This window comes from Actinoallomurus bryophytorum, assembly GCF_006716425.1.
GTDB lineage: Bacteria > Actinomycetota > Actinomycetes > Streptosporangiales > Streptosporangiaceae > Actinoallomurus > Actinoallomurus bryophytorum.
In genome coordinates this window covers 211,750-231,286 of the sequence record NZ_VFOZ01000003.1, presented here as the reverse complement: position 1 = coordinate 231,286, position 19,537 = coordinate 211,750, and the positions used below count along the sequence as shown (strand labels likewise).

Below are 19,537 nucleotides of genomic sequence, written 5' to 3'. Positions count from 1 at the left end.
ACGCCCGGACACGGGAGGAGCGGCCGGGTGCGAGCGGTGGTCTATGAGGCGTTCGGGCGTGAGCCGCGGCTACGTGAGGTGCCCGATCCGGTCCCGCCGCCGGGCGGGGTGGTGATCCGGGTCGGCGCGACCGGCCTGTGCCGCAGCGACTGGCACGGCTGGATGGGGCACGACGCCGACATCACGCTGCCACACGTTCCCGGGCACGAGCTGGCCGGGGTGATCGAGGCGACAGGACCGGGCGTCGCCGCGTGGCGTGCCGGGGACCGGGTGACGGTCCCGTTCGTCTGCGCGTGCGGGCGATGCGCGGCCTGCGCCGCCGGTGACCAGCAGGTCTGTGAGCGCCAGACCCAGCCCGGGTTCACGCACTGGGGGTCGTTCGCCGAGTACGTCGCGATCGAGAACGCCGACGTCAACCTGGTGGCGCTGCCCGGGGAGATGGACTTCGCGGCGGCGGCCGCGCTCGGCTGCCGCTTCGCCACCGCGTTCCGCGCCGTCACCGCGCACGGCCGGGTCGCGCCGGGCGAGTGGGTGGCCGTGCACGGCTGCGGCGGCGTCGGCCTGTCCGCGGTGATGATCGCGGCTGCGGCCGGCGCACGCGTCGTGGCGGTCGACCTGTCCCCCGGCGCCCTGGAGCTGGCCCGCGCGTCCGGGGCATCGGCCACCGTGAGGGGACCCGACGGTGTCCCCGAGGCGATCCTCGAGATCACCGGAGGAGGCGCGCACGTCTCCCTCGACGCCCTCGGCAGCGCGCCGACCTGCGCCGACTCCATCGCGTGCCTGCGCCGCCGCGGCCGGCACGTCCAGGTCGGCCTGCTGCCGGAGGAGCTGACCGGCCTGCCGATGGGCCGGGTCATCGCCTTCGAGCTGGCCGTGCTCGGCAGCCACGGCATGCCCGCCCACGCGTACCGCCCGATGATGGACCTGGTCGTCGCCGGGACTCTGCGGCCGGACCGGCTCATCACCCGGACCATCGGCCTCGACCAGGCCCCGGCGGCGCTGGCGGCGATGGGCACCGCCCCGTCCACCGGCGTGACCGTGATCCACCCGGGCTGACCGCTCAGTCGGTACGGCGGAACTGCGCGATCGCCACGGCGAGCAGACCGGCGCCCAGGACGATGACCAGGGCGACCTCCAGCAGGATCGGCACGTGCCAGCCGAACCACGTGACGCCGGGGTTGAACCTCGCCTTGAGCCGCGCGCTCGCGTGGATGTGCGTGAACACCACGTGGCGCAGCGGGTCCACCGCGTAGGTCAGCGGGTTGATCCGGGTCAGGAGGCTCAGCCAGCCCGGCAGGCCCGACAGCGGGAACAGCGCGCCGGACAGGAACATCATCGGCATCATCGCCATCTGCATGACGCCGAAGAAGGACTGCATCCTCTTGATCCGCGCGGCGAGCACCACCCCGAACGCCGTGATCGTGAACGCCCCGACGAACATCAGGAACACCAGCAGGACGAGCATGACCGGGTCGTAGGGCACTCCGGCCAGACCGGCCAGCGCGAGGATCACCACGCCCTGGGCCGTGGCGACGACCGCGCCGCCGAGGACCTTGCCGACCACGATCGAGGTGCGGCTGACCGGCGCGACGAGCATCTCCCGCAAGAACCCGAACTCCCGGTCCCACACGATCGAGCCGGCCGAGAACATCCCGGTGAACAGCACCGACATCGCGATGACGCCGGGGAAGATGAACGTCTTCAGGTTCACGTTCCCGCCGCCCGACACCAGCGACCCCAGGCCGGTGCCCAGGACGAGCAGGTACAACACCGGCTGGACCAGCTGGGAGATCATCCTGGTGCGGTCGTAGAAGAAGCGCAGCAGCTCACGGTGCAGGACGATCTTGATCGCCCCGAGGTCGTGGCCCAGGGTGTGCCGCGCGACGCGGACCGGGGCGGTCTCGATGACGGGTTGCAGATCGGTCGCCATCGCTCATCTCCTCATCATCCGGCGGGCCCATTCGTTGGAGCCCCCCTCGGCGTCGCGGATCGTGGTGCCGGCGTAGTTCAGGAACACGTCATCGAGTGAGGGCCGGGCGACGTGCACCGAGCGGATCGCCACCCCGAGCTCGGAGAACAATCGCGGCACGAACTCCTCACCGGAGGAGACCGCGAAGGTGACCGCGCCCTCGTGTACGCCCGCGTCGATGCCGAAGCGGTCCTTCAGCGCGGCGATCGCGGCCTCGTCGTCACCGGTCACGATCTGCACCCGGTCCTTGCCGACGCTCGCCTTGAGCTTTTCCGGCGTGTCCAGGACGACGATCTCGCCGTGGTCGATGATCGCGATGCGGTCGCAGTACTCGGCCTCTTCCATGTAGTGCGTGGTGAGGAAGATCGTGATGTCCTCGGTGTCCTTGAGCTGGTTGATGTAGCCCCAGATCGCCGAGCGGGTCTGGGGGTCCAGGCCGACGGTCGGCTCGTCCAGGAACAGCACCCGCGGGGAGTGCAGCAGGCCGCGCGCGATCTCCAGCCGCCGCTTCATGCCGCCGGAGAACGTCTCGACCTTGCCGTCCTTGCGGTCGGTCAGGTCGACCATGTCCAGGACCAGGGCGATCCGCTCGTTCATCACGTCTTTCGGCAGGCCGTACAGCTCGCCGTGGAAGCGCAGGTTCTGCTCGGCGGTCAGGTACGCGTCCAGCGTCGGGTCCTGGAAGACCAGGCCGATGTTGCGCCGTACCTCGTCGCGCTCGGCCACGATGTCGTGCCCGGCCACGCGCGCGGCGCCGCCGGTCGGGCGGACCAGCGTGCACAGCATCCCGATCGTGGTGGTCTTGCCGGCGCCGTTGGGCCCGAGGAAGCCGAAGACCTCCCCCGGCGGCACGTCGAACCCGATCCCCTTCACGGCCTCCAGGTCGCCGTACCTCTTCGACAGGCCCTCGACCGCGACGGCCGGGCCCCCGTTCGGCGTGGTCAATCGTCCCCCTCAGGATCTTCGGCGAGCAGCCGGTACAGCGAGCGCCGTGTCTCGGCCAGGATGCGCCGCGCGTGCTCGTGCTGGGCGTGCGTGCCCGCCTCGGCGACCTGCCGCAGCGCCATGCCGACCTGCCCGAACAGCGTCTGCAGGTCGACCATCTCCTCGGTGACCGAACCGGCCACCGCCGCCCAGGGCTCGGCGAGCGCCTCACGGTTGTCGGCCACGTGGGCGCGGCCCTGATCGGTCAGCCGGTACGTACGGCGCCCGCCGTCCTCCTCGGCCCGTACCAGCCCTTCGTCCTCCAGCTGCTGCAACGCCGGATAGACCGAGCCGGGGCTGGGTCGCCAGATCCCGTGGCTGCGCTCGCTGATCTCCTGGATGATCTGGTAGCCGTTGCGCGGGCCCTCGGTGAGCAGCGCCAGGGCGGCCGCGCGCACGTCGCCCTTCTTGACCTTCGGCGCCGCGCCGGCCGGCGGGGGACCCAGCCTGAAGAAGGTGGGCGGGCCGGGCCGTGGGGGCGGGCCTTCCCCGTACGGACCCGGCGGCCCGGGGCGTTGAGGCGGCCCGCCCATGGCGAAGAACGCGGCGAGATCCGGGGGGCCCGGTGGCCAGCTGTCCATTGTCCACTCCTCTGACGACTCTCTAGATACGTTAACGATATATCTAGAGAGTTCCACGAACAAGTGGATATGTCACGACCTGCCGGGCCTGTCGCCCGAACGCACGCTAGGATCCGGAGAACGGCGGTATCAGCGCAGGTCGGAAAGGCAACTCCGGCCCCGCCAGGCGCAACCGGCCCCCCTGTTTGAACAGGTTCAATTTTCCCGTACAGTGGTTCGTTGTGAACGTCGCTGTGGGAGTTTCCGACCGGCTCGTCGTCCGGACCACCGCCGTCTCCGCGCCCGAGGACCTGGTGGCGCGCCTTCCGCACTCCGAGGCGCTGGCCTGGGTCCGGCACGGCGAGGGCCTCGTCGGCTGGGGCGAGGCCGCACGCCTCGTCCTGCCCGGCGGCGAGGACCGCTTCGTCCGCGCCCGCGAATGGCTCGCCTCGGTTCTGGGCACCGCCACCGTCGAGGACCCGCTGGGCGTCCCCGGCTCAGGGCCCGTCGCCTTCGGCAGCTTCTCCTTCGACGCCAAGGCCGGCGAGTCGGTCCTCATCGTGCCGCGTGTCGTCCTGGGACACCGCGACGGCCGCTCCTGGTACACCACGATCGGCGAGCACTCCGAGTCGCTGGCGCTGCTGCGCCGCCCGGTCGCCCCCTCCGGCATCCGCTGGTCCGACGGCGAGGTCGACGCGCCGCACCACATGCGCGCCGTGGCCGCCGCCGTCGAACGCATCCGCGCGGGGCACCTGTCCAAGGTCGTACTCGCCCAGGACCTGCTCGCGACCGCCGACGCGCCCATCGACACGCGCGTCCTGCTGCGCCGCCTCGCGGACCGCTTCCCCTCCTGCTACACCTTCGCCTGCGCCGGGCTGGTCGGCGCGACCCCCGAGCTGCTCGTACGCCGCATGGGCGGCGAGGTCGAGTCCCTCGTCCTGGCCGGCACCATCGCCCGTGACTCCGCCGACGAATCCCTGGCCACGACCCTGTTCGCCTCGGCCAAGGACCGCGAGGAGCACTCCTACGCCGCCGACATGGTCCGTGACGCGCTCGCGCCGCTGTGCCACGAGCTGACCATGCCCGACGAGCCCGAGCTGCTGCGCCTGTCCAACGTCATCCACCTGGCCACGCCCGTACGCGGCCGCCTGGCCGAAGAACGCTCCGTACTGGACGTCGTGGCCGCCCTGCACCCCACGCCCGCGGTCGGCGGCACCCCGACCGACAGCGCCCTGGACCTGATCCGCGAACTCGAGACGATGGAACGCGGCCGCTACGCCGGACCGGTCGGCTGGATCGACGCACGCGGCGACGGCGAGTGGGGCATCGCGCTGCGCTGCGCCCAGATCGAGGGCGCCCGCGCCCGCCTGTACGCCGGCGGCGGCATCGTCGCCGGCTCCGACCCGGCCGCCGAGCTGGCCGAGGCGCAGAGCAAGTTCCGTGCCATGCGCTACGCCATCGACGGCTGAGACACCCACGGCGCGCGCCCGCCTTCCATCCTCGCCGGCGTACAAAGTGCCTGCGAGTGATCTTGTCGCGGTGATCCTTGTGCAGTCCGCCGGCCGTTCCGCACGATGGTCTCCATGACGGAGTCTGGTGTGGAAGAGCTGCTCGGGTCGTTGTCGGCCAAGGCGTTGCTGCGGCGACCGCCGACCCGCGAGGAGGCTCTCGCGGTCCTGGAGACCGATGACGACGACATCCTCGAGGTGGTCGGGGCCGCCTCCCGCGTACGCCGCCGGTTCTTCGGCCGGCGGGTGAAGCTGAACCACCTGGTCAACATGAAGAGCGGCCTGTGCCCGGAGGACTGCGGCTACTGTTCCCAGCGGCTCGGCTCCACCTCCGAGATCCTGAAGTACTCCTGGATCGGCACGGAAGAGGCCGCCGGCAACGCCGAACGGGCGATCGCGGCGGGAGCCAAGCGCGTGTGCCTGGTGGCCAGCGGACGCGGGCCCGCCGACCGCGACATCAGCCGGGTGGCGGACACCGTCGCCGCGATCAAAGGCACGGCACCCGAGGTCGAGGTGTGCGTCTGCCTGGGCCTGCTCAAGCCGGGCCAGGCCGAACGGCTACGCGAGGCGGGCGCCGACGCCTACAACCACAACCTCAACACCAGCGAGGAGAACTACGGGCAGATCTGCTCGACCCACGGCTTCGAGGACCGGGTACGGACGGTGAACGAGGCCAAGCAGGCCGGGCTGTCCCCGTGCTCGGGCGCGATCTTCGGAATGGGCGAGACCGACGAGGACATCGTGGACGTCGCGTTCGCCCTGCGTGAGCTGGACCCCGACTCGGTGCCGGTGAACTTCCTGATCCCCTTCGAGGGCACACCCCTGGCCGGCCGGTGGGATCTGACCCCGCAGCGGTGCCTGCGCATCCTGGCGATGTTCCGGTTCGTCTTCCCGGACGTGGAGGTACGGCTGGCGGGCGGCCGGGAGATCCACCTGCGAACGCTCCAGCCGCTGGCCCTGCACCTGGCCAACTCGATCTTCCTGGGCGACTACCTCACCAGCGAAGGCCAGCCCGGAGCCGACGACCTGCAGATGATCGCCGACGCCGGCTTCGTCGTCGAGGGGGCCGACGAGCAGACCCTCCCCGACGCCCGCCAGGACCTGGTCACCCTCCGCCGCCGCGGCGCGGGCACCGACCTGCCGGCCAACACCTGACGGCCGCAGGCCCGGACCCCGTACGGGCCCCCGCAGTACCCCCCTCTGGCGGGACGCCTAGGGTCTTTCTCCTGGTCATGCTGTTGCCGTGTGGCGCCCCCTGTGCCGTGTGGCGCGGCCCGGGGTGGCGCCTGGGTGGCGCCACCCCCGGGGTTATCCACAGAATCTCGCTCTACTTCCACCCGCAGCTGTTCCGGCTGGACAATGTGAGTGGGATGGCACCCCCCGGGCGGGTGGGCTCCATGCGGGTGGGCTCCATGCGGGTGGGCTCCATGCGGGTGGGCTCCATGCGGGTGGGCTCCATGCGGGTGGGCTCCATGCCGATACCGAGGACTTCGGGACAGGTCCTAAGGGCGGAGCACGATTTTGCCGTGGGTGTGTCCCCGCTCCAGCTCGCCGAACGCGTCCCGCACCCGCTCCAACGGGTAGGTGCGGGCGATCGGCACCTCGAGGTCCCCGCGTGCGGCGAGCCGGGCCAGCTCGCCGAGCACGACCGCGCAGGCCGCCGCGCCTTCTCCGTCGGTCCGCGCACCGACCTTGGCCGCGGCCTGCCAGTCGCGGATCGTGTCGATCCGCGCCGGTCGTACGCCCAGCTCCACCGCCAGCTCCACGTAGCCGTTGCCGACCGTGTCGATGAACGCGTCGACGGTCCCGCCCGAGGCCTGCCGGATCCGTCCGGCCACGCCCTCCCCGTACTCGACCGGGACGACGCCGTGCTCCTTCAACCAGGCGTGATTCGGCGTGCTCGCCAGCCCGATCACCGTGGCGCCGCGCCGCCGCGCGAGCTGCACCGCGAGGGACCCGACGCCGCCCGCCGCACCGGACACGACGACCGTGTCGCCCGGTCCGGGGTCGGCCGCGAACACGGTGGCGTACGCGGTCGTGCCGGCCACGTACAACGACCCGGCCGCGTCCCAGGACAGGCCCTCCGGACGCGGGGTCAGGTTCACGTCGTTCACCACGACGTACTCCGCGTGGCTCGCCCGTGCGTGGGTGAAGCCCAGGACCTCGTCTCCCACTCTGGCGCCGCGCACATGCGGGCCGAGCTCCACCACGACGCCGGCCAGATCGCTGCCCTGACCGGAGGGGAACGTCGCCGGCCAGCGCTCGTGCAGCTCGCCGGCGCGGATATGGACCTCACCGGGCTGGATCCCGGCCGCGCGGACCTCGACCAGCACCTGCCCAGGGCCGGGCACCGGACGCTCCACCTCCTCCACCCGCAGGACATCGATCCCGCCGTACTCGTGGAACCGCACCGCCTTCATCGCGTGATCACCGCTCTTCCTCGTTCGGAGTTCGGATGGGCCTCGGATGGCCACACCTCGACCCTGCCGTCCCGCCGGCGGCTCAGGAACGGAGCGGTCTCCCTAGGATCGGCGGTCCGAGGATCCAGGGGACGAACGGTGATATCACTAGCGACATGGGGATGAACCGCGACGACCTCGCCGACTTCCTGCGCCGCGCCCGTGCGCGGCTGACTCCACGGGACGTCGGACTGGTCGAGGGGCCGAGGCGGCGTACTCCGGGACTGCGCCGCGAGGAGGTCGCGGCGCTCGCCGCGATGTCGGCCGACTATTACATGCGGCTCGAGCAGGCCAGGAGCCCGCAGCCCTCGGTCCAGATGCTGGCCGCGCTGACGAGCGCGCTGCGGCTGACCACCGACGAGCGCGACCACCTGTACCTCCTCGCCGGGCACCGCCCGCCGGAGGGGGCACGGGCCGGGGAGTACCTGCGGCCGAGCATGCTGTACGTCCTCGATCGGCTGGACAGCGTCCCGGTGCAGGTCCTGAGCGACCTGGGCGACCTGCTGGCGCACAACGACATGGCGCAGGCGTTGTTCGGGTGCGTGTGCACGGTGGCACGGGAGGACCGCAACATCGTGCTGCGCTGGTTCACCGAGCCGGACGTGCGAAACCACTTCGCCGCCGAAGAGCACGAGGAGCAGGCCCGGCAGCTGGTCGCCGACCTGCGCGCCGCGGTGACCCACCGCGGGAACGACGCGGCGTCACGCGCACTCGTCACGCGGCTCCGCGCGGCCAGCGCCGAGTTCGCGGCACTCTGGGACCGCCACGAGGTCGCGGTGCGCAGGTCGCACCCGTACCGGCTCGTGCATCCCGAGCTCGGCAGGATCGAGTTCGACTGCGAAGTGCTGGCGACGCCCGCCACGGACCAGCGACTGCGGGTCTTCACCCCGCCGCCCGGCGGCACCGACGCGCTGGACATGCTGCGTGTGCTCGGCCCCCAGCACCGGCACGACACCGCGGCGACGCGCACCTGACGGACCCCCTCAGGCGCGTGAGCCGATGAGGACGCCGATCCCGTCCAGGACGCGGCGCAGGCCGAACTCGAAGGCGTACTCCGGGTCGTAGGCCGCCTCGTGCGCGGCCCCGGCCGCCGCGCCCACCCGCGCCGCGGTCGGGTGGCGTTCCGCGTCGAAGACCTTCTCCAGCAGCGGCGCGTGCGCCTCCCACCACTGCAGGTCGGTCATCCCGGTACGCCGCTCGGCCTCCTGCGCGTCGACCAGCCCGCGCGCCGCGCCGGTCACGTGGCCCAGCACCAGCGTGAGCACGGAGTCCATCTCCACGTCGGTCAGCCCGATGCCCTCGACCGCGCCGAGCTCGTAGTCGTACTTGGCCAGCATGTTCGGCCCCAGTCCCGGCCGCGCGGCCGCCATGTGCACCAGCCAGGGATGCCTGCGGTACAGCGCCCAGTTCTCCCGTGCGACCTGCTCCAGCCGGCCCCGCCAGCCGCCGGCCACCTGGCCGGGGCGCGCGGTCTCGCCGCTGACCGAGTCCAGCATCAGGTCCAGCAGCTCGGCCTTGCCCGGCACGTAGGTGTAGAGCGACATCGCGGCGACACCCAGGCGTTCGGCGACGTGCCGCATGGACAGCGCCGTCAGGCCCTCGGCGTCGGCGACCTCGACCGCGGCCCGGGTGATCCCCTCGACCGTCAGGCGTGGCCTCGGGCCGCGCCGCGGCCCGGCCGTCCCGGTCGCGCGGCCTCCCCACAGCAGCTCCATGCTGCGCACCGGGTCGCCGCTACCGCTGTACTCCGTCGTCACCCCGCCATTTTGCAGTACTCGCCCGCACGCCATCCCGGTTCGAACTCCGTACGGTGTACGTTATTGTTGGACTCTGTACGGCGTACGGCGTACGGCATTAGGGAGCGGCATGGGCGACGCGGCGATCCGCACCGAAGGACTGCGCAAGCGATACGGCGGCACCGCCGCACTCGACGGCCTCGACCTGACCGTGCCGCCGGGAACCGTACGCGGCCTGCTCGGCCCCAACGGCGCCGGGAAGACCACCGTGATCCGGATCCTGGCCACCCTGCTGCGCCACGACGGCGGCAACGCCGAGGTCGCCGGAATCGACGTGGCCCGCCACCCCGCCGAGGTCCGCCGCCGGATCGGCCTGCTCGGCCAGCACACGGCCGTCGACGAGGTCCTCAGCGGCCGGCAGAACCTACGGGTCTTCGGCCGCCTGCACCACCTCGGCGCCCGCGCCGCCCGCACTCGCGCGGACGAGCTCTTGGACCGGTTCGCGCTCACCGAGGCGGCGAACCGGCAGGTCAAGACCTACTCCGGCGGCATGCGCCGCCGGCTGGACCTGGCCGCGACCCTCATCATGGCCCCGGCCGTGCTGTTCCTGGACGAACCCACCACCGGCCTGGACCCGCGCGCACGCGCCGAAGTCTGGGACGCCGTACGCGCGCTGGTCCGCGACGGCACCACCGTCCTGCTCACCACCCAGTACCTCGACGAGGCCGACCAGCTCGCCGACACCGTCTCGGTGATCGACCACGGGCGCGTCGCCGCCGAAGGGGCACCCGAACGCCTGAAGTCCCGGCTCGGCGCCGACCGCCTCGACATCGTCGTCCGCGACGCCGCACGGATCACCGCGGCCGCCGGCATCCTCGGCCGGGTGAGCGGCGCCGAACCGGCGATCGACCGCGCCGCCCGCCGCGTGAGCGTACCCGTACACGACCGCGTCTCCGCACTGATCGGCACCGCGCGCGCACTGGAGGACGCCGGCATCGCCGCCGAGGACATCGCGCTGCGCCGGCCCACCCTCGACGAGGTCTTCCTCCACCTCACCGGCCATCCCGCCGACACCACGACCGGGGTGAGCGCATGACCGCCGCACCGCCTCGCCTGACGGCAGTGACCGACGGCTGGACCCTCACCCACCGCACGCTCATGCACTGGGCACGCCGGCCCGCCCAGGTCGTCCTCGGGCTGCTGTTCCCCGTCATGACCGTGCTGATGTTCGGCTACCTGTTCGGCGGCGCGATGCTGGTGCCCGGCGGCGGAGACTACCGGGAGTTCCTCCTGCCCGGCATGTACGCCATGACGATGGTCTTCGGCCTCGAGACCACCTTCACCGGCATCGCCACCGACGCGGCCAAGGGCATCACCGACCGGTTCCGGTCCCTGCCGATGGCCTCCTCCGCCGTCGTCACCGGACGCTGCGCCGCCGACATGCTGCACGCCGCGCTCGGTCTCGCCGTCATGATCGCCTGCGGTCTGGCGGTCGGCTGGCACTGGCACCACGGCGCCGGGCGGGCACTGGCCGCGGTCGCGCTGCTGCTCCTGCTGCGCTTCGCGCTGCTGTGGGCCGGCATCTACCTCGGCCTCACCGCCACCGGCCCCGAGTCGGTCGTCGCCGTACAGGTGCTCGTCTGGCCACTGGGCTTCCTGTCCGACATCTTCGCGGCGCCCGCCACGATGCCCGGCTGGCTCGGCGCGATCGCCGGCTGGAACCCCCTGTCGGCCACGGTCTCGGCGGCACGAGAGCTGTTCGGCAACCCCGGCTGGGCCGAGGACACCTGGCCGGCCCGGCACGCACTGCCACTGGCCGTGGCGTGGCCGCTGCTGATCACCGCGGTGTTCCTGCCCCTGTCGGTCCGCCGCTACCGGCGGCTGGGCCGATGAGCACCGAGGCTCGGCTAATGCGGTGCGCCGCCGTCTTCGAACCCGCCGACCCCCCGCGTGACGGACGGCTGGCCTTCTGGGACCCACACGGCGCCCGCCCGCCCGCGCCGCACCACGGCGAACCCGGTGAGATCACGGTCGCCGTCCCCCGCGACGGCTCGATCACCCGTGTCACCGTCCCGGCCCTGCGGATGCCGCCCGGCGCGGCGCTGCCGATCCTGCTGCGAGCCCGGCACACCACCGCGCATCCCGCGACGGCGTTCTGGGCAGCGGCCGCGCTCGCCGCGCTGGACCTCGTGGCACGAGGCCGGATCCGCCCGCTCACGTCCACGGACGGCCACGGCGTCTGGCACGCCGGACCACTGGACGCCGCCGACCTCGAACACCTCGCCGCGCTCGCCGCGGCCCTGCCGCCCGAGGCACGTGCCACTCCCCTGCCCGGAACCCTCGACCTGCCCGACCCCGCCGGCCTCGTCCGCGCGTTCCTGGACGCCGTCGCCGACGAGATGCCCCGCGCACCCGGCCGGCCGCCCCTCGGCCCGCCGCCGGCGGCCACCCGTACCGAAGAGGGCGCGCTGCGGATCTCGCTGCGCGCCGAGCTGATCGACCCGGCCACCGGGGACCTGCGCCTCGTGGTGCAGGTCCACCGCGGTGCCGAGATCGCCGACGCCGCGACCCTGTGGGCCGGCGACGTCCACGGGTTCGGGCCACGCGCCCGGCTCGAGGTGACCCTCGCCGTACGCCGCGCGGCAAGGGCGTGGCCGCCACTCGAGCGACTCTTGCGCCGGCCGCTGCCCGACACGCTCTCCCTCACCGACGAGGAGACCTCCGCCCTGCTCGGCGACGCGGCTCGGCGGCTCGGCGCCGAAGGCGTCCAGGTGCACTGGCCGCGCGAGCTCGCGCGGAACCTGACCTCGATGGCGGTCCTCGGCGACCGCGAGACCCTCCCCGGCGCCCACGACAGCGGCCTGTTCGACGACGATCGGCTCCTGAGCTTCGACTGGCGGCTCACGCTCGGCGGCGAACCCCTCACCGGCGCCGAGATGGACCTGCTCGCCGGCGCGCACCGCCCGGTCGTACGGCTCCGCGACCAGTGGGTCCTGCTCGACCCCGAGCTCGCACACCGGGCACGCGAGCGCACCCAGAAACCGATCACCGCGATCGACGCTCTCGGCGCCGCGCTGGCCGGCACGATCGAGGTCGACGGCACCCGCGTCGAGGTCGCCGCCCGCGGCAGGCTCGCCGCGCTGCGCGAGCGCATCGCCGAACCCGCCGCCGATCCGGTCCGCCAGCCCGCCGAGCTGACCGCGCCCCTGCGCGACTACCAGCTGCGCGGCCTCGGCTGGCTCGCCCGCATGACCTCACTCGGGCTGGGCGGCTGCCTCGCCGACCAGATGGGCCTCGGCAAGACGATCACGTTGATCGCCCTCCACCTGCACCGCCGCGCCGCGGCGTACGGGCCGACACTCGTCGTGTGCCCCACATCGCTGCTCGGCAACTGGCAGCGGGAGATCGAACGCTTCGCCCCCGGCACGCCCGTACGACGCTTCCACGGCGGCCACCGGGAACTCACCGACGAGGGATTCGTGCTCACCACATACGCCACGATGCGGCTCGACGCCGCACGCCTGGCCGCCCACCGCTGGGGTCTTCTCGTCGCCGACGAGGCACAACACGTCAAGAACCCCGCCTCGGGCACCGCCAGGGCGCTGCGCACCATCCCCGCCGCCGCACGGGTCGCGCTCACCGGCACACCCGTCGAGAACAACCTGTCCGAACTGTGGGCCGTACTCGACTGGACCACACCGGGCCTGCTCGGCACCCGCACCGCGTTCGCGGCCCGCTGGGCCGAGCCCATCGAGGCCGGTGACACCGCCACGCCCGAACGCCTGTCCCGGCTGATCCGGCCCTTCCTGCTGCGCCGTCTCAAGTCCGACCCTGGAATCGCGCCCGAACTGCCACCCAAGACCGAGACCGACCGGCCCGTCTCACTCACCCGCGAACAGGCCGGACTGTACGAGGCCGCCGTACGCCAGACCATGACCCGGATCAGGGCCGGCACCGGCATGGCCAGACGGGGACTCGTCATGAAACTGATCACCGCCCTGAAGCAGATCTGCAACCATCCCGCGCACTACCTCAAGGAGACCGGCTCTCTTCTCGCGGGCCGCTCGGGCAAGCTCGACCTGCTCGATGAGCTCCTGGACACGATCCGCACCGAGGACGGCACCGTACTGATCTTCACCCAGTACGTCGCCATGGCACGCCTCATCGAAGGCCACCTCACCCACCGCGGCCTGCCCGCCACCCTGCTGCACGGCGGCACACCCGTACCGCGACGTGAGGAGATCGTGCGCCGCTTCCAGGACGGCGACATCCCCGTCCTGCTGTTGTCACTGCGCGCGGCCGGCACCGGGCTCAACCTCACCCGCGCCGACCACGTCATCCACTACGACCGCTGGTGGAACCCGGCCGTCGAGGACCAGGCCACCGACCGCGCCCACCGCATCGGCCAGACCCGGGCCGTCCAGGTCCACCGGCTGATCGCCGAAGGCACCATCGAGGACCGGATCGCAGGCATGCTCCGGCGCAAACGCGACCTCGCCGAGACCGTGCTCGGCTCCGGCGAGGCGGCGCTGTCCGAGCTGTCCGACGACGAACTGGCCGACCTCGTCGCGCTGCGCGAGGACCCCCGATGACCGCGGACGGCCGGCAGGACCGGATCCGCGGCTTCCCCGCCTTCGCCCGGCAGCGCGCGAGCCGACGGTTCGCCCGGTCATGGTGGGGCCACGCCTGGATCAGGGCGATCGAGGACACCTCACTCGACCAGGCCCTGCTGACCAGGGGCCGTGCGTACGCCCGAGCCGGACGCGTCGGCCCGATCACCATCAGCCCAGGCCGCATCGCCGCACTCGTCCAGGACGACCACGACCTGCCCCACCAGGCCGTCATCCACGTCGAACGGCTCACGAACACCCAGTGGGAACGCCTCCTGGACGAGATCGCCGCCCGGTCAGGGCACATCGCGGCACTGCTCGACGACGAGATGCCCCGTGACCTCGCCACCGCCGCCGAGGACGCGGGCGTGCCCCTGCTGCCCGGCATCGGCGACCTCGAGCCCGACTGCGCCTGCCCCGACTGGGGGCACCCCTGCAAGCACGCCGCCGCGCTGTGCTACCAAGCGTCATGGCTGCTGGACGAGGACCCGTTCGTGCTGCTGTTGCTGCGCGGGCGCGGCCGGCGCGAGCTGCTGGAGGAGCTCCAGCACCGCACCCCGCCCCTCGGAACTCCCGCCGCCGAGGCGTACGCGCTCCCGCCACGGCCACTCCCTCCCCCACCACCGCTGCCCCCGGCGGCCGGATCCGAACCGATGGAACCGCTCGCCGCACTGGCCGCCCAGCGTGCGAGAGCCCTACTCGAGTCGTAGATCTCAGCGAGTCGAGGCCAACACCCGGTTGTTTGACGAGAACCGGTCACCACGGCATCATCGGCGTCGGCGTGGCCTACGCCGAACCTCCCCCGGCCGTCCCCCAGCACGGTCTTCAACGGAGGCAAAGGGGCTGTTGTCTCAGGCCGCTGTCGTGGTCCGATCGTCTCGGGCGTGGTCGCTGGGGGGCTCCGGTCGAGATGCGGAAGGCCACAGATGACAGCGAACACCAATCTCAAACGCCTCGTACGTGCCCGTGCCGCCAAGACCGGGCAGTCCTACACCGCCGCCCTCCAGCACTTCCGTCCGGCTGACGGCCGGCCGGAGGCGAAACCCCTGCGGCTCGCCGTCGCGCAGACCAACGTCCAGCACGACCCGCGCAGCGGCGACGAACTGCGCGAGAGCGGACGTGAGGTGCGCCGCTTGATGCGCGACGCACACAAGGCCGGCGCGCGGGTCGTGCACTTCCCGGAGGGCGCCACCTGCTCCCCGCACAAGCGGATCATGTCCGCCACCGGGCCGGACACGGTCGGCCCGGCGGACTGGGACCGGTTCGCGTGGGACGCCCTGCGGCAGGAGCTGAACGCAACGGCAGAGCTCGCCCGCGAACTCAGGCTCTGGACCGCCCTCGGCTCGGTGCATCGCCTGACTCCGCCACACCGCCCCCACAACAGCCTGTACGTCATCTCCGACGAGGGGACCGTGGCGACCCGCTACGACGAACGCCTGCTGTCGAAGACAAAGATCTCGTACATGTACGCACCCGGCTCCGGCCCCGTCACGTTCGAGGTCGACGGTGTGCGGTTCGGGTGCTCGCTCGGCATGGAGGTCCACTTCCCGGAGCTGTTCGGCGCCTACGAGCGGCTCGACGTCGACTGTGTCCTGTTCTCCTCCACGGGAGGGGCGCCGGACGACGGCGCGATCTTCGCCACCGAGGCTCAGGGGCACGCAGCGGCCAACGGCTACTGGATCGGCTTCTCTGTGCCCACACAGCACAGCACGATCACGCCGTCAGGAGTGATCGGTCCAGGCGGGGAATGGCTCGCCCGGTGTCCACGGGACGGGACGCCTTCCCTTGCGGTCGCCGACCTCGACCACAGCACGGAGAGCGTCGAAGTCGCCCTCACCAAGGCCCGCCCTTGGCGACGCACGGCGCGTGCCGGCGTTTACGACCCGCACTTCGTCCGAGACCCGCGGAGCGATGACCGCAGCACCTTCTAGTCACCGCGGCGCTCGCACGTGCGTCGCGGCCGCACCGGTACACCGCGCGGACGGCTGTCTGCCTGGTGGTGGACTTTTTTAAGAGGGCTGATGTGAAGTCATTTAAGCACCCGCCTTTACATAGTAAGTTCATGCTCAAACCACGCGGAGCGGCACCGTCTTCGATCGACCCGGCCGGATTCTCCACCGCCGGTCATGCCCTCCCCGGCCACCGTGGATCTTGAGAAGCCCGACATCCGCGGCCCGCCCACCGGTCATTGCCACGGCCTGAATCCGCCCAGGAGATGACATCTCCCCCAGATAGGGTCGGCAGCATGACTCGATGGATCGAACTCGACGGCGCCGTCAACGTCCGCGACCTGGGCGGCCTCGCCACGGCCGGCGGTGACACCATCCGTACCGGCCTGCTGCTGCGCTCGGACAACCTCCAAGGGCTCACCGCGGCGGACGTCGACCTCCTCGTGTCCGAGATCGGCGTGCGGCACGTCATCGATCTGCGCAGCGACACCGAGGTCGAGCTCGAAGGGCCCGGCCCGCTCACCCGCGAACCCGAGGTGACCGTCCACCGCCTGTCCCTGTTCGCCGAAGGCGGCGGCCTGACCGACGTCGACGCCGACACCTCCGTTGAAGGCAACGGCATCGACACCGACAAGATCCTCCCCTGGCAGGATCGCCCGGAAGAGGGCGGCCACGAGAGCGAGCGCAGCGTCGGCCACTACCTCGGCTACCTCGCCGACCGGCCCGACTCCGTCGTCTCCGCGCTGCGCGTCATGTCCCAGGGGACCTCGATCGTGCACTGCGCCGCGGGCAAGGACCGCACCGGCGTCGTCATCGCCCTCGCCCTGCACGTCGTCGGCGTGCCCCGCGAACGGATCGTCGCCGACTACGCCGCGACCGGCGAGCGGATCGAGGCCATCCTCGCCCGGCTCCGCTCCAGCCCCACCTACGCCCAGGACCTCGACTCGCGGCCCGCCGACACCCACCTGCCGCACCCGTACACGATGGAGAAGTTCCTCAGCGTCCTCGACGAGCGCGACGGCGGCCCGCTCGGCTGGCTGCGGCGCCACGGCTGGACCGACGACGACACCACCGCGCTCCGGACCGCGCTGCTCGCCTGACCGCCCGTGTCCCCCGCTGACGTGCTCGACCGGTACGCCCTCAACCGCGCCCTGTTCGAACGCCAGTCGCTCCTGCGCCCGGCCGGGCACACCGCCCTCCAGGCCGTCGAACGCCTCGTCGGCATGCAGGCGCAGGCACCGCTCGCCCCCTACGTAGGGCTGTGGACGCGGCTGCGCGACTTCCGCCCCGACGACCTCGCCGGCCTGATCACCGGCCGGCAGGTCGTACGGATCGCGCTGATGCGCGGCACCATCCACCTCGTTACCGCCGCCGACTGCCGCACCCTACGGCCCCTGCTCCAGCCCCTCCTGGACCGTGCGCTGCGGAGCGGTGCCGGCCGCCGGCTCACCGGCCTCGACCTGCACGCGATCGCCGCCGCCGGCCGCGAGCTGGTCGACGAACGCCCCCGCACCTTCGGTGAGCTCGGCGCCGCGCTCACCGAACGCTGGCCCGGCCACGCCCCCGCCGACCTCGCCCACGTGATCCGCGCCCTCGTCCCGCTCGTGCAGGTGCCGCCTCGCGGCCTCTGGGGCCACGGCGGACAGGCCACCCACACCTCGGCCGAGACCTGGCTCGGAGGCCGCCTCGACCCCGCGCCCGCGCTCGACGACCTGGTCCTGCGTTACCTCGCCGGTTATGGCCCGGCGACGCCCCGTGACATCCAGGTCTGGTCCGGCCTGACGCGGCTCCGCGAGGTCGTCGACGGGCTCCGTCCCCGGCTGCGCGTCTTCCACGACGAGCACGGCAACGAGGTGTTCGACCTGCCGGACGCGCCACGCCCCGACCCCGGCACACCGGCCCCGCCGCGCTTCCTGCCCGAGTACGACAACCTGCTGCGGTCCCACGCCGACCGCACCCGCGTACTGCCCGGCGGCCACCGCGACCGGCTGGCCACCCCCAACGACTCACCACGCCCGGCGTTCCTGGTGGACGGCTTCGTCCACGGCACCTGGAAGCTCACCCGCGCCCGCGGCACCGCCACCCTGACCATCGAGCCGTTCGCATCACTGCCCGACCCCGGCGCCGTCACCGCCGAGGCCGCGCGCCTCCTGGAGTTCGCCGCCGCCGGTGACACTCACGACATCAAAATTGCCGAAGTCACGGCGGGCTGACCGGATCGTTCCGCAATGGGCCTGGATCAGGCCTGTCGGCCCGGTGCTCGTCCTGGTCAGACTGGAGACCATGAACCGAGCGCTGATCGTGATCGATGTCCAGGAGTCGTTTCGGGCCCGCCCGAGCTGGGAGCAGATCGCCGACCCGAAGATCGCGGAGCCCGTCAACCGGCTGGTCCGCCTTGCCCGTGCCAACGGCGACCTGGTGGTCTGGGTGCTTCACACCGAGCCTGGCAGCCAGAGTGTGTTCGACCCGGCCCAGGGCCACGTCCGGCTGCTCGAGGAACTGGAACAGCCCATGCCCGGCGAACGGGTACTCCACAAGACCTCCCACAACGCCTTCACCACCACCAACCTGCAACAGTTGTTGACCGAGGCGGGCGTGCGCGAGCTGGTGGTCTGCGGCATCCGCACCGAGCAGTGTGTGGAGACCACGACCCGGGTCGGCAGTGACCTCGGGTACCAGGTCGTCTTCGTGACCGATGCCACCACGACCAGCCCGTACGGCGGGCTCAGCGCCGAGGCGATCATCGAGCGTACGGAGGTCGTCCTGCGTGACCGGTTCGCTCGGATCGCCACGGTGGCCGAGCTGGAAGCGGAGCTGGGAACATCCGAGGCGTGAGCCATGTCGTGTTCGTCCTGCTGCCCGGAGTTCACCTGCTCGACGTGGCCGGACCGGCCCAGGCGTTCGGGACGGCAGCAGACTTCGGGCACGCCTACCGGCTCAGCTATGTCGCCGAGCGGGAGCAGGTGCGCAGTGCCCAGGGCCTGCCGCTGACCACGCACGTCCAGTGGCCGTCTCTGGGCCCCGGCGACCTGGTCGTGGTGCCGGGCTGGCAAGCGCCCACACTGCGTGGCGGGCCGCGGCTGAGCCCAGCCGATGTGGAGCGGTTGCGCGCTCACCACGCCGCCGGGGGCACCGTCGCCAGCGTGTGCGCGGGAGCGGAGGCGCTGGGCCAGGCCGGACTGCTGGATGGACGCCGGTGCACCACGCACCATCACCACCAGGATGAGCTGGCGGCCCGCTATCCCCGGGCGACGGTGGTGCGGGACGTGCTGTTCACCGTCGATGACCGGGTGGTGACCTCGGCGGGAGTCGCCAGTGGCATCGACCTGGCGCTGCATCTGCTGGCCGTCCGGCACGGCCCGGCGCTCGCCGCCCAGGTAGCGCGGGACATGGTCATCTACACCCGCCGTAACGGGCATGAACCGCAGGCCAGCGTCATGCTGCGGCACCGCGCTCATCTGGATGACGCCGTTCACCGTGTCCAGGACCTCATCGACGAGCGGCTCGCCGAGCCACTGCCGCTGGCGTACCTCGCCGCCTGCGTCGGCGTCAGCCAACGCACCTTGACCCGGCTGTTCAGCCGTGCCACGGGCGGGCTCACCCCCCTGCGTTACCAGCAGATACTGCGGCTGGAACGCGCCCAGCACCTGATCGACCATGGAACGATGGTGGAGGCCGCGGCCCGCGAGGTGGGCTTCGAGGACGCCCGAATGCTACGCCGCCTCCGCGCCCGCGCGTCGTGAGCCGCCGCCGGCGACGCTC

The 19,537-nt window shown here is 72.1% G+C and carries 18 protein-coding genes; 13 read left to right on the top strand and 5 right to left on the bottom strand.

Annotated elements, in window-relative coordinates:
• Positions 1–27 precede the first annotated feature (27 nt).
• Complete coding sequence (locus FB559_RS42370; protein ID WP_141963703.1) at positions 28–1,056, top strand: zinc-binding dehydrogenase; 1,029 nt, start codon at positions 28–30, stop codon at positions 1,054–1,056.
• Positions 1,057–1,060: 4 nt separating this feature from the next.
• On the opposite strand, the gene FB559_RS42365 is transcribed toward FB559_RS42370, so the two are convergent.
• Genes FB559_RS42365 through FB559_RS42355 form a run of 3 tightly spaced genes read right to left on the bottom strand, consistent with a single transcriptional unit; the run spans position 1,061 to position 3,534 of the window.
• Positions 1,061–1,930: an ABC transporter permease gene (locus FB559_RS42365; RefSeq protein WP_141963701.1), complete on the bottom strand. Its 870-nt coding sequence runs from the start codon at positions 1,928–1,930 to the stop codon at positions 1,061–1,063.
• 3 nt (positions 1,931–1,933) lie between these two features.
• On the bottom strand, positions 1,934–2,914 hold the full coding sequence (locus FB559_RS42360; RefSeq protein WP_141963699.1) for an ATP-binding cassette domain-containing protein: 981 nt from the start codon (positions 2,912–2,914) through the stop codon (positions 1,934–1,936).
• Positions 2,911–3,534: a PadR family transcriptional regulator gene (locus tag FB559_RS42355; RefSeq protein WP_141963697.1), complete on the bottom strand. Its 624-nt coding sequence runs from the start codon at positions 3,532–3,534 to the stop codon at positions 2,911–2,913. The genes FB559_RS42360 and FB559_RS42355 overlap by 4 nt, the downstream gene beginning before the upstream one ends.
• A gap of 221 nt (positions 3,535–3,755) precedes the next feature.
• On the opposite strand from FB559_RS42355, the gene FB559_RS42350 reads away from it, so the two are divergent.
• On the top strand, positions 3,756–4,982 hold the full coding sequence (locus FB559_RS42350) for an isochorismate synthase (protein WP_141963695.1): 1,227 nt from the start codon (positions 3,756–3,758) through the stop codon (positions 4,980–4,982).
• Between the two features lie 114 nt (positions 4,983–5,096).
• Positions 5,097–6,176: a biotin synthase BioB gene (gene bioB / locus FB559_RS42345; RefSeq protein WP_221640736.1), complete on the top strand. Its 1,080-nt coding sequence runs from the start codon at positions 5,097–5,099 to the stop codon at positions 6,174–6,176.
• 347 nt (positions 6,177–6,523) lie between these two features.
• Here the strand turns inward: bioB and FB559_RS42335 are convergent, their stop codons facing one another.
• Entirely contained in the window at positions 6,524–7,441 is a 918-nt protein-coding gene (locus tag FB559_RS42335) for an NADP-dependent oxidoreductase (RefSeq protein WP_141963691.1), read from the bottom strand.
• 161 nt (positions 7,442–7,602) lie between these two features.
• Here FB559_RS42335 and FB559_RS42330 point away from each other — a divergent pair, with 161 nt between their 5' ends.
• Entirely contained in the window at positions 7,603–8,454 is an 852-nt protein-coding gene (locus tag FB559_RS42330; protein ID WP_221640735.1) for a helix-turn-helix transcriptional regulator, read from the top strand.
• Between the two features lie 9 nt (positions 8,455–8,463).
• Here FB559_RS42330 and FB559_RS42325 read toward each other — a convergent pair whose 3' ends face one another.
• On the bottom strand, positions 8,464–9,237 hold the full coding sequence (locus tag FB559_RS42325) for a TetR/AcrR family transcriptional regulator (RefSeq protein WP_221640734.1): 774 nt from the start codon (positions 9,235–9,237) through the stop codon (positions 8,464–8,466).
• A 109-nt stretch (positions 9,238–9,346) separates the two neighbouring features.
• On the opposite strand from FB559_RS42325, the gene FB559_RS42320 reads away from it, so the two are divergent.
• From FB559_RS42320 to FB559_RS42280, 9 genes are all read left to right on the top strand, one after another.
• On the top strand, positions 9,347–10,312 hold the full coding sequence (locus tag FB559_RS42320; RefSeq protein ID WP_141963685.1) for an ATP-binding cassette domain-containing protein: 966 nt from the start codon (positions 9,347–9,349) through the stop codon (positions 10,310–10,312).
• Positions 10,309–11,109 carry an ABC transporter permease gene (locus FB559_RS42315; RefSeq protein WP_141963683.1) on the top strand — a complete coding sequence of 267 codons (801 nt, stop codon included), beginning with the start codon at positions 10,309–10,311 and terminating at the stop codon, positions 11,107–11,109. Before FB559_RS42320 ends, FB559_RS42315 begins: the two co-directional genes overlap by 4 nt.
• The gene (locus FB559_RS42310) at positions 11,106–13,808 is read left to right on the top strand and encodes a DEAD/DEAH box helicase (protein WP_141963681.1); all 2,703 of its coding nucleotides are present in this window, start codon (positions 11,106–11,108) and stop codon (positions 13,806–13,808) included. The genes FB559_RS42315 and FB559_RS42310 overlap by 4 nt, the downstream gene beginning before the upstream one ends.
• Complete coding sequence (locus FB559_RS42305) at positions 13,805–14,536, top strand: SWIM zinc finger family protein (RefSeq protein ID WP_141963679.1); 732 nt, start codon at positions 13,805–13,807, stop codon at positions 14,534–14,536. The genes FB559_RS42310 and FB559_RS42305 overlap by 4 nt, the downstream gene beginning before the upstream one ends.
• Positions 14,537–14,752: 216 nt before the next feature.
• Entirely contained in the window at positions 14,753–15,757 is a 1,005-nt protein-coding gene (locus tag FB559_RS42300; RefSeq protein WP_141963677.1) for a carbon-nitrogen hydrolase family protein, read from the top strand.
• Positions 15,758–16,071: 314 nt separating this feature from the next.
• Positions 16,072–16,875 carry a tyrosine-protein phosphatase gene (locus tag FB559_RS42295; protein ID WP_141963675.1) on the top strand — a complete coding sequence of 268 codons (804 nt, stop codon included), beginning with the start codon at positions 16,072–16,074 and terminating at the stop codon, positions 16,873–16,875.
• A 6-nt stretch (positions 16,876–16,881) separates the two neighbouring features.
• Positions 16,882–17,988, top strand: a complete 1,107-nt coding sequence (locus FB559_RS42290; protein ID WP_141963673.1) for a winged helix DNA-binding domain-containing protein — start codon at positions 16,882–16,884, stop codon at positions 17,986–17,988.
• 70 nt (positions 17,989–18,058) lie between these two features.
• Positions 18,059–18,610: a cysteine hydrolase family protein gene (locus FB559_RS42285; protein WP_141963671.1), complete on the top strand. Its 552-nt coding sequence runs from the start codon at positions 18,059–18,061 to the stop codon at positions 18,608–18,610.
• A complete protein-coding gene (locus tag FB559_RS42280; RefSeq protein WP_141963669.1) occupies positions 18,607–19,518 on the top strand; it encodes a GlxA family transcriptional regulator in 912 nt (303 codons plus the stop codon). The genes FB559_RS42285 and FB559_RS42280 overlap by 4 nt, the downstream gene beginning before the upstream one ends.
• Positions 19,519–19,537 lie beyond the last annotated feature (19 nt).